General features: G+C 64.3%; 14 protein-coding genes and 1 tRNA gene. 8 read left to right on the forward strand and 7 right to left on the reverse strand.

Going from position 1 to position 16,379, the window contains the following annotated elements:
• Window positions 1-43: 43 nt before the first annotated feature.
• From ACYVHT_RS05085 to ACYVHT_RS05095, 3 genes are read right to left on the reverse strand one after another with little or no spacing between them, the layout of a single operon-like run.
• The gene (locus ACYVHT_RS05085; protein ID WP_460548634.1) at window positions 44-880 is read right to left on the reverse strand and encodes an SDR family oxidoreductase; all 837 of its coding nucleotides are present in this window, start codon (window positions 878-880) and stop codon (window positions 44-46) included.
• Window positions 864-1,877, reverse strand: a complete 1,014-nt coding sequence (locus tag ACYVHT_RS05090) for a Rossmann-fold NAD(P)-binding domain-containing protein (RefSeq protein ID WP_460548637.1) — start codon at window positions 1,875-1,877, stop codon at window positions 864-866. The genes ACYVHT_RS05085 and ACYVHT_RS05090 overlap by 17 nt, the downstream gene beginning before the upstream one ends.
• A complete protein-coding gene (locus tag ACYVHT_RS05095; protein ID WP_460548639.1) occupies window positions 1,877-2,566 on the reverse strand; it encodes a TIGR04283 family arsenosugar biosynthesis glycosyltransferase in 690 nt (229 codons plus the stop codon). Before ACYVHT_RS05095 ends, ACYVHT_RS05090 begins: the two co-directional genes overlap by 1 nt.
• A gap of 240 nt (window positions 2,567-2,806) precedes the next feature.
• Here ACYVHT_RS05095 and ACYVHT_RS05100 point away from each other — a divergent pair, with 240 nt between their 5' ends.
• The 3 genes from ACYVHT_RS05100 (at window position 2,807) to ACYVHT_RS05110 (ending at window position 5,233) form a co-directional block, all read left to right on the forward strand.
• The gene (locus tag ACYVHT_RS05100; RefSeq protein WP_460549065.1) at window positions 2,807-3,541 is read left to right on the forward strand and encodes a DUF547 domain-containing protein; all 735 of its coding nucleotides are present in this window, start codon (window positions 2,807-2,809) and stop codon (window positions 3,539-3,541) included.
• A 50-nt stretch (window positions 3,542-3,591) separates the two neighbouring features.
• Window positions 3,592-4,560, forward strand: a complete 969-nt coding sequence (gene arsM / locus ACYVHT_RS05105; RefSeq protein ID WP_460548641.1) for an arsenosugar biosynthesis arsenite methyltransferase ArsM — start codon at window positions 3,592-3,594, stop codon at window positions 4,558-4,560.
• Between the two features lie 85 nt (window positions 4,561-4,645).
• Window positions 4,646-5,233 carry a DUF6134 family protein gene (locus ACYVHT_RS05110; protein ID WP_460548643.1) on the forward strand — a complete coding sequence of 196 codons (588 nt, stop codon included), beginning with the start codon at window positions 4,646-4,648 and terminating at the stop codon, window positions 5,231-5,233.
• A gap of 91 nt (window positions 5,234-5,324) precedes the next feature.
• On the opposite strand, the gene ACYVHT_RS05115 is transcribed toward ACYVHT_RS05110, so the two are convergent.
• Window positions 5,325-5,397, reverse strand: a tRNA-Thr gene (locus ACYVHT_RS05115).
• A 138-nt stretch (window positions 5,398-5,535) separates the two neighbouring features.
• Between ACYVHT_RS05115 and ACYVHT_RS05120 the strand changes: the two genes are divergently transcribed.
• The 4 genes from ACYVHT_RS05120 (at window position 5,536) to ACYVHT_RS05135 (ending at window position 10,233) form a co-directional block, all read left to right on the forward strand.
• Window positions 5,536-5,973: a hypothetical protein gene (locus tag ACYVHT_RS05120; protein WP_460548645.1), complete on the forward strand. Its 438-nt coding sequence runs from the start codon at window positions 5,536-5,538 to the stop codon at window positions 5,971-5,973.
• A gap of 94 nt (window positions 5,974-6,067) precedes the next feature.
• Complete coding sequence (locus ACYVHT_RS05125; RefSeq protein ID WP_460548647.1) at window positions 6,068-6,337, forward strand: DUF4834 family protein; 270 nt, start codon at window positions 6,068-6,070, stop codon at window positions 6,335-6,337.
• 110 nt (window positions 6,338-6,447) lie between these two features.
• Window positions 6,448-9,069 carry a YfhO family protein gene (locus ACYVHT_RS05130; RefSeq protein ID WP_460548649.1) on the forward strand — a complete coding sequence of 874 codons (2,622 nt, stop codon included), beginning with the start codon at window positions 6,448-6,450 and terminating at the stop codon, window positions 9,067-9,069.
• Window positions 9,070-9,312: 243 nt separating this feature from the next.
• Window positions 9,313-10,233, forward strand: coding sequence for a 1-aminocyclopropane-1-carboxylate deaminase/D-cysteine desulfhydrase (locus ACYVHT_RS05135; protein ID WP_460548651.1), 921 nt, complete (start codon window positions 9,313-9,315; stop codon window positions 10,231-10,233).
• Here ACYVHT_RS05135 and ACYVHT_RS05140 read toward each other — a convergent pair.
• Both ACYVHT_RS05140 and ACYVHT_RS05145 read right to left on the reverse strand, forming a co-directional pair.
• Window positions 10,211-11,386: a hypothetical protein gene (locus ACYVHT_RS05140; RefSeq protein ID WP_460548653.1), complete on the reverse strand. Its 1,176-nt coding sequence runs from the start codon at window positions 11,384-11,386 to the stop codon at window positions 10,211-10,213. The genes ACYVHT_RS05135 and ACYVHT_RS05140 overlap by 23 nt on opposite strands.
• Window positions 11,387-11,447: 61 nt before the next feature.
• Complete coding sequence (locus tag ACYVHT_RS05145; protein WP_460548655.1) at window positions 11,448-14,717, reverse strand: M12 family metallo-peptidase; 3,270 nt, start codon at window positions 14,715-14,717, stop codon at window positions 11,448-11,450.
• A gap of 271 nt (window positions 14,718-14,988) precedes the next feature.
• Here ACYVHT_RS05145 and ACYVHT_RS05150 point away from each other — a divergent pair, with 271 nt between their 5' ends.
• The gene (locus ACYVHT_RS05150) at window positions 14,989-15,624 is read left to right on the forward strand and encodes a DUF4230 domain-containing protein (protein ID WP_460548657.1); all 636 of its coding nucleotides are present in this window, start codon (window positions 14,989-14,991) and stop codon (window positions 15,622-15,624) included.
• A 109-nt stretch (window positions 15,625-15,733) separates the two neighbouring features.
• Here ACYVHT_RS05150 and ACYVHT_RS05155 read toward each other — a convergent pair whose 3' ends face one another.
• Window positions 15,734-16,240 carry a regulatory protein RecX gene (locus ACYVHT_RS05155; RefSeq protein ID WP_460548659.1) on the reverse strand — a complete coding sequence of 169 codons (507 nt, stop codon included), beginning with the start codon at window positions 16,238-16,240 and terminating at the stop codon, window positions 15,734-15,736.
• Between the last annotated feature and the right edge of the window lie 139 nt (window positions 16,241-16,379).

Consider the following 16,379-nt stretch of genomic DNA (forward strand, 5'->3'; position numbering starts at 1 on the left):
ACGAAAAAGGAAAAGCACCAGATTGGACCCGGCCTGCGCCAGGCTACTCGTAGAGCTTGCGCAGCCGCCGCTGAGAAAGCAGCACCACCCAGTCGCCGAGCCGGGGCAGCAACGAATGTACTACCAGAATGAGGCGGCCTAAGGCAGAAATAACCGTGCGCCGCCGCCGCCGCCGCACATGGCTCACAATAATGGCTGCCACCTGTGCCTGCGACTTTTGCCAGCGCGGCGGGCGGTGCGCAATGGGCACGGGCCGGCCCGCTGCGTCGAGCACGCGCTTATCGGGGTCGTTCTGGGTGAAGCCGATGTGCACCACTCCGAAATGCACCCCCGTGGCGGCCAGCTCCAGGCGCAGAGTATGGGCCAGGTTGACCAGGGCGGCCTTGCCGGCGCAGTAAGCCGACCCGCTGGGCATGCCGTTGAGGGCCGAGATGGAAGAAATAAACGTGACGCTGCCCTGGCTGGCCACCAAGTGCGGCAGGGCAGCCTTGAGCGGATACACGGAGCCGTACACGTTGCTGTCGAGCACTTGCCGGAATACTTCGGGCTGCATGTCGGCGAAGTAAGCCCGTTGCGAAATGCTGGCGTTGGTTATCAGCACATCGAGACGGCCAAAACGAGCTAATGCCGTCGCCACGAGGCGTTCGCAGGCGGTGTAATCGGTCACGTCGGCCACGCAGGCTGCCACCGGATAGCCGGCGGCGGCCAGCGCCCGGCGGGTGTGCTCCAGGCGCTCGGGCTGGCGGCCGTTGAGCACCACGGCCGCCCCCAGCCGGCAAAAGGCCCACGCCGTTTCGCGGCCAATGCCCGACTCCGAGCCGGTGATGAGGACGACCTGGCCCGCTAGCGGGGCGCTCCGGCGGCTACCGAACATATCCATGGGCTTTAAACCACGCAAAGGCATCGGCAACGGCCTGGCGAATGGGGGTGTGGGGCAGGGCCAGCTCGGTGCGGGCCTTCTGCGGCGTAAAATAGTGGCCATCGTTGGCCACGGCTATCATGGCCGGGCTGACCCTGGCCGGCCGGCCCGTGAGCACTGCCTTGCAGGCGCAGAGTACGCCGTAGCAATTGGCCAGCGGGGGCAGCAGGGGCCAGCGTGGCGGGGCCACGCCCAGCACATCGGCCATGAGCGCAAACGCTTCCCGGTAGGGCAGGTTCTCGTTGCCCAGAATATAGCCTTCGCCCACGCGCCCCTGCGTGAGGGCATTGACGGTGGCCACGGCCACGTCGTGTACATGTACGTAGTTTTTGCCGCCCAGCGGGTAGCCGGGCAGGCGGCCGGCGGCCAGCTCCAGCAGCAGCGCGCCCGAGGTGGGCCGGGCATCGCCGGGGCCCAGCATAAACGTGGGATGCACGAGTACGGCGGGCAGCTGCTCGTGGGCCACGGCGCGTAGTATCAGGTCGGTGGCGGCGCGCTTGCTGTCCATATAGTCGAGGCCATAGCGGCGGCCGGTGTAGGGCCGGGTTTCGTTGCCGGGCCGCTGCCGGGAGCCAAAACCGAAAACGTTGGCCGTGCCTACGTACACCAGGCGCGTCACGCCGGCCCGTCGTGCCAGGCGCAGCACCAGCTCGGTGCCGCCAAGATTGGTGGCCCACACGGCCGGGCTGCGGGCGGGGTTCACCTGCGCCAGCGCAGCGGCATGAATGATGGCCCCGCAGCCGGCCGCTACGGCCGCCAACTCGGCTTCGTGGGCTGCCCGGCCAAGGTCCAGTTCGCATACTTCGATGGGCAGGGCGTGCAAGGGCGGCAGGGCCGGGCCGGGCGGGCTGCCGGGGCGCATCAGGGCCCGCACGGGGTAGCCACGGCGCAGCAGCTCCGCCACAACGTGGCGGCCCAAAAAGCCATTGGCACCGGTCACAAGCACGCGTGGAAGCATCAGCGGTAGTTGAGCAGGGCCTTATAGGTGCGGGCAATGCGGGCCGGCGGCAGCCGGAGGAAGTACATTGAGAAGGCGGTGAGGTTGGCCAGCTGCACGCGCAGCCAGCTGTTGGTTTCGTATTTGCGGGCCGATACCACCACGTTCTGCGGCACAATGTAGAAGCGGGCCACCCGCCGGATGCGCTCGATAATCTCAAAGTCTTCCATGATGACAAACCGCTCGTCGAAGCCGCCCAGCTGCTCAAACAGCGCCCGCGTAATGAACAGCGTCTGGTCGCCGCCCCGGCTCATGATGCCTTTGAAGCGGGTGCCGTAGCTGTTGAGGCGCAGCAGCAGGTGGTTCGAGTCGAACCGAAAGCGGTAGCAGCCGGCCGCCGCGCCCTGGGCCACGGCGGCGCGAATGGTGGCCACGTAATCGGGATGAATGCCCACGTCGGCGTGCACGAAGTAGAGAAGGTCGCCCCGGGCCTGCTGCGCGCCGTGGTTCATTTGCGCGGCCCGGCCGGGCTGCGGCGCCTCCAGCACCGTGGCCCCGGCGGCGCGGGCCGCGGCGGCGGTACCGTCGGGGCTGTGGGCGTCCACCACCAGCACCTCCACGGTGCCGGGCGGCGCGTAGCGCCGCAGGTCGGCCACCAGCCGGCCAATGTTTGCTGCTTCGTTGCGGGTGGGAATAATTACGCTGAGCATTGCAGGCGGAGAGGCATGGAGGAGGCAACTTCCGAATTAATTGCCAAAGCAACCCAGGCGGAAAGGTATGGGACCCGGTGCGAGCCCGCCTTGCTTACGAAAATTTGGCGGCCGAAAGTTTGGTTTCAATCTTCGCGCCAACGCTTTCCCGTATATGGCGCCATGAACAAGCCGATAAAGATTTCAACCATTGGACCCTTGGCCTTTGCGCTGGCTGCCAGCACCCTGGCTGCGGTAGCCATGGGCAGTCCGGGCGCCGGGGCGTTGCCGGCAGTGGCTGTTGCAGCCTACAGTACGCCGAGCGACCACAGCGCCTTCGATAAGCTCCTGAAAAAGCACGTTTCGGCGCAGGGGCTGGTTGATTACAAGGGCTTTAAGACTGACGAAAAGGCGTTTGACCAATACCTGGCCCTGCTCAGCAAAAACCCGCCCGCCGCCAGCTGGCCCAAAAACGAGCAGATGGTGTATTGGATTAACGCCTACAACGCCTACACCATTCGCCTCATTCTGGACCACTACCCGGTGGAGAGCATCAAGGACATCGGCTCGAAAATCAAGATTCCGTTTGTGACAACGCCTTGGGCTGCCAAGTTTTTCAGCATCGGCGGCGATAAAATGAGCCTCGATAACATCGAGCACGGCATTTTGCGCAAGAAATTCGACGACCCGCGCATTCACTTCGCCCTGGTGTGCGCGTCCATGTCCTGCCCGCGCCTGCGCAACGAAGCCTACACCGCCGCCCAGTTGGAAAAGCAGCTGGACGACCAGGGCCGCGATTTTCTGAACAACCCCGCCAAAAATAAAATCGGCAAGTCGGCTGCTCAGCTCTCGAAGTATTTCGATTGGTACAAGGGCGACTGGCAGAAGAACGGCCAGTCGGTAGTGAAGTGGGTGAACCGCTACTCCACCACCAAAATCGACGACAACACCCGCATCACCTACCTCGACTACAACTGGAGCCTGAATAAACAGTAAGGCTCCGGCTTACCTTCACGCATACTCCCACACGCCTTTTTTTTCATTTCATGGGTTACCTCGAAACTACTGCCAACGTGTACCGCCAGGCTGCCCAGGAGCCCCAGGTGGGCTTGTGCTGCACCACCAATCCCGTGTGGCAGCTGCCCGGCCTGAGCATCCCGTCGCGCATGCTGAGCATGAATTACGGCTGTGGCAGCACCGTGAACCCGCGCGACCTCACCAACTCGCCCACGGTGCTCTACGTGGGCGTGGGCGGCGGCATGGAGCTGTTGCAGTTTGCGTACTTCAGCCGGCGGCCGGGGGCCATTATTGGGGTCGACGTAGTGCCGGAAATGCTCGAAGCATCGCGCGATAACATGCGCACCGCCGAAGAGCAGAACGACTGGTTCCAAAGCGAGTTCATCGACCTGCGCGCTGGCGATGCCCTGCACCTGCCCGTGGCCGACGAGAGCGTGGACGTGGCCGCCCAAAATTGCCTGTTCAACATCTTCAAGCTCGACGACCTCAAGCGTGCCCTGCAGGAAACCTACCGCGTGCTCAAGCCCCACGGCCGCCTCGTGATGTCGGACCCCACCTGCGAGCAGCCCATGAGCGACGAGCTGCGCGCCGACGAGCGCCTGCGCGCCCTGTGCCTCACCGGCTCGCTGCCCCTGCAGCAATACCTGGACATGATAACGGAAGTAGGCTTTGGCACAGTCGAGGTGCGGGCCAAGCGCGCCTACCGCGTGCTCTCGCCCCAGCACTACGCCACCGATGAGCTCATTTACATCGAGAGCGTGGAGGTGTGCGCCATCAAAGACCCCATGCCGGCCGATGGCCCCTGCATCTTTACGGGCCGCACGGCTATCTATTACGGGCCCGATAACTACTTCGACGACCAGAAAGGCCACGTGCTGCTGCAAAACCAGCCGCTGGCCGTGTGCGACAAAACGGCCGGCGCCCTGGCCCGGCTGGGCCGCGACGATGTTTTCATTTCGCCATCGACCTACCATTACGATGGTGGCGGATGCTGCTAACGCACTGACTTACAAGTGGCGCGCCCGCTCCGCGGCGTTTGGGGCGCGCTCACTTGTGGTGATGAGTATTGTATTGATTTTTAATGTGATTAGCCGGTCTGTGCCCCTGGCGGCCCGGCCGGCCGGCGCTGAGGTGCGGCACTACAGCATTGAGGTGGCAGGTATTCGGGTGGGCACCATGACGGCGACGCGGCAAGCCCCGGTCGGGGCCGACGTAACCTATTCGTTGGTGAGCGACGTGAAGGTGAATTTTCTGCTCTACCATCTCAAAGTCTATTATCAGGTAACCAACCGCTTTCGCAACGGGCAACTGCTGCTCTCTACGGTGGAAGCGCATACCAACCAAGGGGATTTCGCTTCCCGGACCGAGTGGAAAGGCGACCATTACGACATCGTAGCCGACCAGTACAAACACCACTACAAAGCCATCGAAACCCAGCCGATTCGCTTTGCCGTGACCAACATGTTTTTTGGCGAGCCGCCGCTAGGCCAGTCCCGGGCATTTGCCGAATATTTCGGCGACTATTTTTCCCTGAGCCGCAATCAGCCAGGGCACTGGCAAGCCACGCGCGACGGACGCGAGGACGAGTACCAATACCAGAACGGCCAGCTGGTGACGATTATAAAAAAGAACCCGCTCAAGAACTTTGTCATTCGCGTGTTGCCGGAGTAGGCGGCCGGCTGCGCAATGCTGGCCACTGAATGCAAAAAGCCCAGAAAACGACTTTCACATAATGAAAAGCGGTTTTCTGGGCTTGAAAAAGAGCCGATTATTGGACTCGAACCAACGACCTGCTCATTACGAATGAGCTGCTCTACCAACTGAGCTAAATCGGCTTGTGCCCGACCAACGGTTTTGGAAGGGGCTGCAAAGATAAGCATTCGGTTGGACGCCGCGCAACCGCTTGCTGGGAAAAATTTAACAACTCCTGATTCGGCCATCCGTTTGATTTGAGGAACCCTCTTTTCCTACGTATGAAAGTCCTTCCTTCTCTCGCCGCTGGCTTTGCCGGCGCGGTGGCCCTCACCGTTCTTCACGAAACTGCCCGCCGCCTGCGCCCCGCCGACGCGCCGCGCATGGACGTGCTGGGCATGCGCGGCCTGCGCAAGCTGCTGCATAAAGCCGATGCGCCCCAGCCCGATGATGACACGCTGTTCGACCTGACCATGGCCGGCGATATCCTCAGCAACGGGCTTTACTATACGCTGGTTGGTAGCGGCAAGCACGCCGGGCGGCGCGGCTTGTTGCTAGGCGTGGCCGCCGGCGTGGGCGGCGTGGTGCTGCCCGGCCCACTGGGCCTGGGCGAAGGCCCAAGCGGCCGCACGCCCCAAACCAAGCTCATGACGGTGGCCTGGTACACGGCCGGCGGGCTGGTGGCCGGCGCCGTGGCCCGCGCCCTGCGGAAACGATAGGGGCAAGCGCCGTGTTGGGCCTAAAACAAAAGCGCCGCTCGGCCGTCAGCAGGCGCTGACCGTACTTTGCGGCGGCGTTTACGTTTCTGATTCTATGAAATTCTGGCTCATTTTCATTCTGATTTTTTTCGCGGTCCGCTACTTGCTGCCCATTGTGCTGCGGCTGGCGCTGGCCGGTTTTGTGCGCAAGCAGATGCGCAACGGCGGCTTTGTGGTGCCGCCCCAGGCCCGGCCCGATAGCGGCCCCGCATCCGGCCGGCCCGGCGAAGTGCATGTGGACTACGTGCCGCCTACGGCCGCGCAGCCTAACAAACAGCATGGCTTTACGGGTGGGGAATATGTTGATTTTGAAGAAGTGAAGTAGCGTATTGCGTCGCTGTATCCGGAACGGTCATGCGGCGCGCAGCCGAAGCCTCTCTACTGTGGAAGTAATTGATTTACTCTCCCGGTAGAGAGGCCTCGACTGCGCGCCGCATGACCGTTCTTGCTTTCAGCAATAGCAGCTTCATCTGGTTCTACTGTACCTTCGGGCACGTTTTCATTTTCCCCAAAATTGCCCTGATGGCTGCTGTTGCTTCTGTTCCTTCTGTTTCGTCTGCGCCTTTGTGGCAGCGGGCCGTACCGCACGTGCTGGCGGTGCTGTTTTTTGTGCTGCTGGCCTGCGTGTATTTCTCGCCCATCATGTTCGATGGCAAGACGCTGGCCCAGCATGACATTACCCAGTTCCAGGGCGGCGCGCACGAGGCGCAGGAGTACGCCAGGGTGATGGGCAAGGAGGCGCTGTGGACCAACTCCATGTTTTCGGGCATGCCGACTTACCTCATCAGCCTGCACTTCCCGGGCGACTGGTCGGCGTATTTGCAGAAGGCCATCTCGCTGGGCCTGCCCGCCGTGGTGGCCAACCTGTTTCTGGCGCTGCTCTGCGGCTACGTGCTGCTGGTGGCGCTGGGTGTGCGGCCGCTGGTGGCCGTGGCGGGCGCGGTGGCGCTGGGCTTTTCGAGCTACAACCTCGCCATTCTGGCCGCCGGCCACAACACCAAGAGCCTGGCCCTGGCCTACGCGCCGCTGGTGCTGGGCGGCCTGCTGGTGACGTACCGTCGCGATAAGTGGCTGGGCGCGGCCTTGTTCGCCGTAGGCCTCACGCTCAACATTCACGTCAACCACCTCCAGATTACCTACTACCTGTTGCTGCTGGTGGCCATTTTCGGCATTATCGAGCTGGTTTCGTCGTTCCGCACCGGCCGGCTGCCGGAGTTCCTGAAGCGCACGGCGCTGCTGGGCCTGGGCGCGGCGCTGGCGGTGGGCGTGAGCTTCGGCCGCCTCTACACCACGGCCGAGTACAGCAAATACAGCAACCGCGGGCCGAGCGAGTTGAAGTCGGCCGCGCCGACCGCGCCCGGCCAGGCTCCGGCTCCCAAAACGGAGGACGAAGGCTCGGGCGTGGACCGCGACTATGCCTTCCAGTACAGCTACGGCGTGGGCGAAACCATTACCCTGCTGATTCCCAACTTCTACGGCGGGGCCAGCTCCATGCCGCTCGGCACCGATTCGAACCTGGCCAAAGCCGGGTTGCCGCAGGAATACCTGGGCTCGATGCCGACCTACTGGGGGCAGCAGAGCTACACGGCCGGGCCGGTGTACATGGGCGCGGTGGTGTGCTTTCTGTTCATTCTGGGCCTGTTAGTGGTGGAAAAGCGCACGCGCTACTGGCTGCTGGCCGGCACCATTCTCTCCATCCTGCTGGCCTGGGGCAAGAACTTTGAGACTTTTAACTACCTGATTTTCGACCTGCTGCCGGGCTACAACAAGTTCCGGGCCGTGAGCATGGCCCTGGTGATTGCGCAGCTGGCCATGCCCATTCTGGGCGCGCTGGCGCTGAGCCGCATCCTGCGGCCGCGTGCCGCGGCCGCGCCCACGCTGCCGGGCACCAAGGCGCCGCTGCCGGCCGATGCGGCGGCTTTGCTGCCCAAGGTGCTGTATGCCGGGGCCATTGCGGCGGGGCTGTGCGTGCTGGCGTATCTGGCCAGCTTCAGCTTCGATTTTGCCGCGCCGGTGGACGGTGAGCTGACCAAGCAGGGCTTCACTCCGCAGCTGCTGGGCGCCCTGCGCGCCGACCGCGCCGACCTGCTCCGCAACGACGTGTGGCGCGGGCTGCTGTTCATTGGGGCGGCGCTGGGCGTGCTGTATTTCCACCTCAAAGGCCAGCTGAAAGTGGTGCCGGCGGCGGCCGTGATGGTGCTGCTGGTGCTGGTGGACCTGTGGGGCGTGGACAAGCGCTACCTCGGCGACAATAAATTCCAGCGCGAAACCATTGCCGAGGAATTCCAGCCCACCCCGGCCGACCAGATGATTCTGCAGGACAAAGACCTGAGCTACCGCGTGCTCAACCTGCAAAACCCCTTCAACGAAGCCCAGACCTCGTACTTCCACAAGAGCATCGGCGGCTACCACGGGGCCAAGCTGCGCCGCTACCAGGACCTGATTGAGCGTCAGATTTCGGCCAACAACCAGCAGGTGCTCAACATGCTGAACATGCGCTACCTCATCACCGGCGACCAGAAGCAGCCGGTGCAGCGCAACCCCGGCGCGCTGGGCAATGCCTGGTTTGTGAGCGAGGTGAAGCCCGTGAACAGCCCCGACGAGGAAATGGCGGCCCTCAGCACCCTGAGCCCGGCCACCGTGGCCGTGGTGGATGCCAGCAAGTTTCCGCAGCAAAAAGCGGCCACCTACAACATCGCCGGCTCCACCATTGCCCTCACCAACTACAGCCCCGACGAGCTGAAGTACCGCTACAACGCCACCCAGGCGGGCTTGGTGGTGTTCTCCGAAATCTATTACGCCGACGGCTGGCAGGCCTACATCGATGGCAAGCCGGTGCCCCACATCCGGGCCGACTACGTGTTGCGCGCCCTGCAGGTGCCGGCCGGCTCGCACACCATCGACTTCAAGTTTGAGCCCAAAGCCTATGCCGTGGGCAATGGCGTGTCGCTGGCCGCCAGCATCGCGCTGCTGCTGGTGCTGGTGGGGGCCATTGCCTACGCCGTGCGCCGCAAGCCCAGCGCCGACGAGCTGCCCGACGCGGTATCGCTGGCGTAAAGCCGCCCGGCGTCGACGAAGCGAATGCCCCGGAATTTCAGCGCCGAAGTTGAGGTTCCGGGGCATTCGCTTTAGAAGCTGCTTAGAAAGGCTGATTTGCCTACGCGTCTGTCATCCTGAGCGCAGCGAAGGACCTTAGCACGTCAGAACAGCGCTTATTATGACGTGATAAGGTCCTTCGCTGCGCTCAGGATGACAACGATTCTGACTTTCTAAATAGCTTCTTAATGACGATTTCCTACCATGTCATTCGTAAGCCCTTTTTTGCAGGAGTTGAACGAGCCGGTAGCAGCGGCCCAGGGCGTGCGCCTGCTGCTTTGGCGCGACGACCTGGCGCACCCCGACCTGCCCGGCAACAAGGCCCGCAAGCTTAAATACAACCTGCGGGCCGCCCGCGAGCAGGGCCACCGTACGCTGCTCACCTTTGGCGGGGCCTACTCCAACCACCTTGCCGCCGTGGCCACGGCCGGCCGCCTGTTCGGCTTTCAAACCGTTGGCCTGGTTCGGGGCGATGCGCCGAGCGCCGCAACGGCCCTGAACCCCACGCTGGCCCGGGCCGCCGCCGATGGCATGGCCCTGCATTACCTGGACCGCAGCAGCTACCGCCGCCGGAACGAGCCGGATTTCGTGGCCGGGGTACTGGCCCGATTTGGCCCCGCCTACGTGCTGCCCGAAGGTGGCACCAATGCGCTGGCCCTGGCTGGCGTGGCCGAGCTGGTGGCGGAAATTCGTGAGCAGGGGGCGTTTGATGCGCTGGCCGTGGCGGCCGGCACCGGCGGCACGCTGGCCGGCCTGCTGCTCGGCTTGGCAGGGCAAGAACAGGCGATTGGCGTGGCGGCGCTTAAAAACGGCGGCTTTCTGCGGAGCGAAGTTGACGCGCTGACGCAGCAAGCCGCCGGCCGAACCTTCCGCTACGCGCTGCAAACGGAATATCACTTCGGCGGCTACGCCAGATATTCGGCCGACCTGCTGGCTTTTATTCGGCAGTTTCGGGCGAGGCACGGGGTGCTGCTCGACCCGATTTATACCGGCAAGCTATTGTTTGGCGTGTTGGATTTGATTGGCAAAGGCCATTTCCGGCCCGGCAGCACCGTGGTAGCCATTCATACCGGCGGCCTGCAGGCCTGGGCCGGCTGGGAAGCTAGGTTCGGGCCGCTGGGCTAACGAGTGCCGGCCAGCGGGCCGCCATTTCCAGCGCCGCCAGCACAAACACCACCGGCAATACCGGCGCCAGAAACCGCACGTCCCAGTCATCAACTGTGAGCATGACGATGGCCGTTTGCAGCAGGAAAACGCTGGCCAGAAACACCCGCGCCGGCCGCCAGATGCCGTGCCGCCGCGCCCCCAGCGCCGCCAGCCAGTAGGCCGGCCACAGCACCAGCACGCCCAGCACGCGGTGCGCCAGCGAGTAGTGCGGCTTGAGGTAGCTGATGAACACAAACAGCTTGCCCAGCATCAACCGGCCCAGATACAGCGGGTTGTGCGCCGCGAAGTACAGCACCCGCATGGCCGGGCCGGTGCCGGGCGGCGGCAGGACCAGCGGTGCGGCCTGGTGCACGGCCCAGAGCTGGTAGCGGAAAATCAGCTCGCCGCGCTGGTAGGTATCCATCAGATAATACGTGGCCAGCTGGTGGTTGAGCGCCACCCACAGCAGCGGCGACAGCAGCACCAGCAGCCCCAGCGCCGCCCGCCACGGCCGGCGGTCAGGACGCCGACGCAGGGCATCGAGGCCGGCCAGCGCGGCGGCCAGGCCCACCATGAAACCGTTGGGGCGGGCCAGGGCGGTGAGCACCAGTAGGAAAATCAGCAATGCCCAAGCGGGCCACCGGCCACTGCGCACGCGGGTGAACGCCCCGAACGACAGCGCCACCAGGCTGATAAACAGCGACTCGGTGAGCAGGAAAACGTTGAGCTGCTGAATGTCGGGCCAGGCAATGAAAAGAAGCGTGGCCAGCGCCGCTGCGCCCCGCCGCCCAGCCGCCAGCCGGCGCGTGCCCCGGTAGATGGCGCTGGTGGCGGCGGCCGAAACCAGTAGCTGCCCCGCTACGATGCCCGGCCAGCCCAGGTCCAGCCGCAGCCACAGGCTTTGAAACAGCGGGTAGAGCACGTAGCGCAGGTTGTGGCCGGGCGCGAAATAGCCGCGCTCCGCAATGCCGTGGGCGTATTCGAGGTATCGGGCGCTGTCGTTGGCGTAGTGCGGGCCGTGGAACTTGCGCAGGTACACCAGCTGCACCAGCACCCAAAGCGCCGCCAGCAGCGCCCGGTGGTGCGGCCACAGGCGCTGGGCCAGCAGGCGAATAGAAGAGGGGAGAGGCATGAAGCCGCAAAGCTAGAGCGGCGGCCGCCTCGGCCCCCTTTTATGAAAGTTTGCGGCCAGATTAAAACAGCACTTTCTGCTGCTGCGGAAGGCCCGTGGCAGGCCGCACCGTGAGCACATGCAGGCCGTGCCACTGGCTGGTTTCGGGCACGGTCAGCGTGGTGGTGCCGGCGGGCAGGGGCACCGATTGCTGCCACACCGTACGGCCAACGGCATCAGTCACCGACAGCTGCACAGTTTGCGCCTCCGGGCTTTGCACCCGGAGCTGGAGCGTGCCGCCGGCGGGCACGGGGTTGGGGAACGCCTGCACGCTGAAGGCGGGGCGGGCCGCGTCGTCGCGCTGCACCGCGACAACCGCCGAGTATGCGGCCGTGCCGTCGCGGTCCTGCACCAGCAGGCGGTAGTAGGCCCGGCCGGCCGGAGGATTGGCATCGGGGAGCGTGTAGGCGCGGGCGGCGCTGGTATTGGTGGCCGGCACCCGGCCCACGGGCTCGAAAGCAGCGCCGTCGAGACTGCGCTGCACTTCGAAATACGCCACATCGGCTTCCGAAGCTGTGGCCCACTGCAGCTGGTTGACCAGCCCGGCGGCCTGCCCCGAAAAGCGGGTGAGCACCACCGGCAGCGGCCCGCCGGTGATGGTGACGCGCCGGGCATTGCTGCTGAGCTGGCCGCAGGGCGCAATGCTGCTCAGAGCGCTTTGCAGGCTGCTGAAGGGGCGGCTGAGCTGGCCGCTCAGGTCATAGCCCCGCTGAAAAAGCAGGCCATAAACGTCGTAGGTGCCGGCGGGCAGCGTGCGCAAATCGGCCGTGGGCGCTATCTGCACCACCGCATTGGTGGCGGTGTTCACCACGGCGTACTGGTACTCGTAGCCTGCGCCTGGCAATGGGGCGTAAACGGTGCCGCCGGCCACGGAGGAAGTGAACGTAACGCTGTAATTGCCCGGCGAGGGCGCCGTCGGGTTGGAAGAGCTGCCGAAATTGGCCAGTACCAGCGTGTAGGGCTGGCCGGCCGTGAGGGCCACCGTCACGCTGCGCGGCAGAAATGCATTGATGTAATTGTTCGCCAGCACGTTCTGACACGGGTCGCCGGGCACAAACCCGTTGCTGTCGTACACCCGGATGCTCATGTTGCTGAATCCCGTGGGCGTATTGATGGTGTAGGTGGCCGTGGCGGAGGGCACGAAAACGTAGCTGTCGTAGAACTGAATGTTGGAGAAGCGGCCGCAGGGCGTGTTGTTGTTCGAGAGAAAGGTGGTGGGGTCGGTGGCGGTAATGGTGCCGGTTAGCTGGTTCGCGCCCGTCAGCTCGGTCAGGCTAAAAGGATTCTGGGCCAGGTTCAGCGCCGCGTCGCCCGCGTTGGCGCTCACCGCCGTGGCCGGCAGAAGCTGCGAAGCCACCGAGCTGCAGGGGCCGATGGGAAAATTCTGGTCGTTGATGTCGAAGAAGATATTGCCCACGGCCTCCACCCGCACGCGGGCCTGCGTGGTGGTGATGTTCGGAACCGTCACGCTCTGCGAGCCGTCGTTGGGCGTGCTGGCCGCCAGCACCGTTCCGAAGGTTTGCCCGCCATCGGTCGAGAGCGTGATGCGGACGGTGCTCACCCCAATCGGGGCCTGGTCGGTGCCGTTCACCGACCACGTCACGGTGGCGGGCTGCCCGGCAACCCAGAGGGCGGCCACGTTCTGGGTGGTCACGGCAAACGGGCCGGTGTTCGGGGCCACGGTCAGCGTCACGTTGTCGGTGGCGAAGGTGCCGCCGGCGGCTTGCTGGTCGCGGGCCGTCACCACGAAATTGATGGTCCGGCCCACGTTGGGCAGCGCCTCGCCGAGCCGGTCGGCCGGGCGGTTGCTGTTGGCCAGGATGTAGGCCAGGTCGGGAAAAGTACGGCTGGGCGCGGCGCGCGGCGGCCGGGGCCGAAACAGCGGCGCCTCGGGGTCGTCGACGGCCGCCAGCCCGGCCGTGCCCACGATGGTGCCCAGCGCGTTGCGGTTGGTGGTGTAGTCGAGCTGGTTCCAGGTGTAGGCCAGCGCGTCGCCGTCGGGGTCGGAGCCGGTGGCGGTGAGCGTAAACGGCGTGTTGCGCGGAATCACGTAGTCGGAGCCGGCATTCACCGTCGGCACACGGTTGGTGTTGGTAGCGACGGTGGGGCAGGTCACGCTCAGCAGCTCGGCGCGCATCTGGCTGAGCGAGAAAGTGTTGAAATGGTCCTCGTCGGTCGGGCCCACGCCCTGCAGCGTCTGCACATTGCACACGTAGGTATAGCCCATGATGGTGGCCCCGCCGCCCGGCTCTACCGCATTCACATCGGCATTGGAGCCGCAGGGACCGGCAAATGTGTGCGAAGCGCCGTGCTGGTGGCCCATCTCGTGCGCCAGCACCTGCCGGAAGCCACTGGTGCCCACCCCCGACCAAGCGCCCGCCCGGTAAGTGAGGTTGCTGTGGCAGATGATGCCCACGTAGGCCACGCCCCCGCCCGTATTATGAAAGCAGTGGCCCAGGTCATACACGCTGGCATCGAAACGAGCACCGATGAAGCCGGCCACTTCGCTCAGGTTCTGGTTGCGCAGCCGGCCGGTGGTGGCCGGGTCGGTATCGGGCAGGGTGGCCGTCGTCATGGCCGAGAAATAATAGCTGCCGCCCGTGGGCTTCACCAGCTCGTAGCTCACCGACAGTTCCTGTAAGTACAGCGCCGTCATCTGGTTCATGGCCGTGGCCACGGCCAGCTCCACGGCGGCATCGGCGTTGCCGTTGGCGGTGTAATACTCCTGCGTCACCAGAATGGCGTAGCGAATGCGCCGCAGCTGGGTGCCGAAGCTGAACGGGGCCGGCAAGCTGGCCGCCGCCGCCCGCCGCTGGCCCACCGCCGGGTCGAGCACGCCGCACGGGCCGGTATTGGGCGGGGTGGCTTGCAGCAGGTAGGCCCCGGTGCCATCGGCCGCCGGCCGCAGGCTGGCCGATTCGGTTCCGGCCAGCAGGTCGGCAGTCAGGGAGCTGGGGGTGAGCACCACCGACGCCCGGTGCCCGGCCGCGCCTTCCTCATGGCCCACAAACGTGCGGAGCCGGCGCTGCGCCGCCGCATCGGAAGCCGGCAGCACAAAGCTTTCGGTGAGCACGAACGGCCGGGAGCCTCGCAGCGTGGGCAGGCTCACGCGGTAGGTGGCTGCCGGCCGGGCAATGCCGCCCGTGGCCGGCGCCAGCTGCTGCCGCAGCAGCGCTACATCGAGCGCAACGCGCTGAACAGGTGACGGCCGTAGGGCCTGGGCAGTGGCCGGATTGTGGCCCGGCAGCAAACACAACAGAATAAACGCGGCGAATAATAAGATTCTATCCATTCAGCGGTTCAATGAGTGAGTATGTCCTTTCCGGTGTGCATCACGCCCACGCAGCACAGCCGTTTGCCCGTGCTTGTGCGTTGCTGCGTAAGAGAGACTCGGCCGATAACTGTGTCTTCGCGGAATTCATTCCTCCAGAAGCAAGGTTTTGGCTGAATCGCGCCCTGACTGTTAGGTGAATAACGTCTCAGACGGAGGCGCTGCACTGAAATACGGCAACGCCATCTGCCTGAATTGCTTCTGTACAGAATACTTCCCCACACTACCCCGCATGAATTTAGTCCGCCTTGTCCGTCGCCTTCTGCCGCTGTTGTTCCTCGTCGGCCTGGGCTGGTTTCTCTGGAAAAAAATAGGTCCCACCCTCGCCGACCTCAACCCGCTGAACGCCGAGCCCAAAGTCACCGTCACGCACAACACCGTCCTTACCCAGGTCGAGGCCCTCGGCAAGCTGGAACTGGTGCGCTACCAGTTCAAAGACGTGGTGGAGTACCGCCGGGCCAGCCGCTACCCGCTGCTGCCCGATGCCAAAGTGGCCCTCGTAGTGGGCGGCGAGGCCGTGGGCTGCCTCGACCTGCGCAAAATCCGCCCGCAGGATGTCGTGTTTGAGGGCGACACGCTGGTGCGCGTGTTCCTGCCCGCGCCGGAGCTGTGCTCTTTCCAGGTGCGGCACGACCAAAGCCGCGTCTTCAGCACCGAAAACGGCTTCTTTCAGGATGCCGACCTGGTGGACCAAGGCTACAAATACGCCGAAAAGCAGGTGCGCAACGCCGCCCTGCAATCCGGCATCCTGGCCCAGACGCAGCGCAACGCCGAGCAGATTTTGGTGCCCATGCTGCGCACCCTCACTGGCCGCCAGGTAGTGGTGGGGCAGCAGCTGACGATGCCGAAAGTGGAGCCGAAGCAGTAGCGCGAACTTTTAGTCCGCGTCTCGCTGCGTCGCAGCGAATGCGGGACCGCACGAAACCTCCCAACGATTATTCGCCGCAACGCGGCGAAACGCGAACTAAAAGTTCGCGCTACTCCTCGTCCTCCGGCACCTTGCCCAGGTCATCGAGCGCGATTTTGATTAAATCTTGCTCGTAGCCCTTGCCGGTGAGGTACTGCGCGATTTTCTGGCGGCGCACGCGCGGGTTCTTCTCCTTTTCCTGGCGGTCTTTTTTCTCCATAATATCTACCAGGTTCTGGTAATACTCCTCGCCATCGATTTCCTTCAGGCCCGACTTGATGCAGTACTCGCTGATGCCTTTCTGCTTGAGCTCCTGCACGATGCGGCGGCGGCCCCACTTCTTGTGGCGGTAGTGGCCGCGCACGAACGCCTGGGCAAACCGCTCCTCGTCGAGCAGCTTTTCGCGGCTGAGGCGAATGATGATTTCGCCGGCCTCGTCCTCGTCGAGGCCGTAGGATTTCAGCTTTTGCTCCACCTCCTTCTGGGTGCGCTCCTGGTAGGCGCAGAAGGCGGCAATTTTTTGCAGGGCTTCGCCGGGCGTGTATTGCTTGGGGGCTTTGTCGGGGTTTTTGAACATGGGAAAGGGATTTCAACCGGCAAGTAACACTGAACAACGCGCCGGGTACTTCGTTTCCAGGTACAGCGCGTTTTTAACCGTCTGCCCAGGCGCCGGCGAATATTCACCAAAATGACGGGCAACGCTTTGGCGGCGGCTG

Source organism: Hymenobacter daeguensis, from assembly GCF_054780555.1.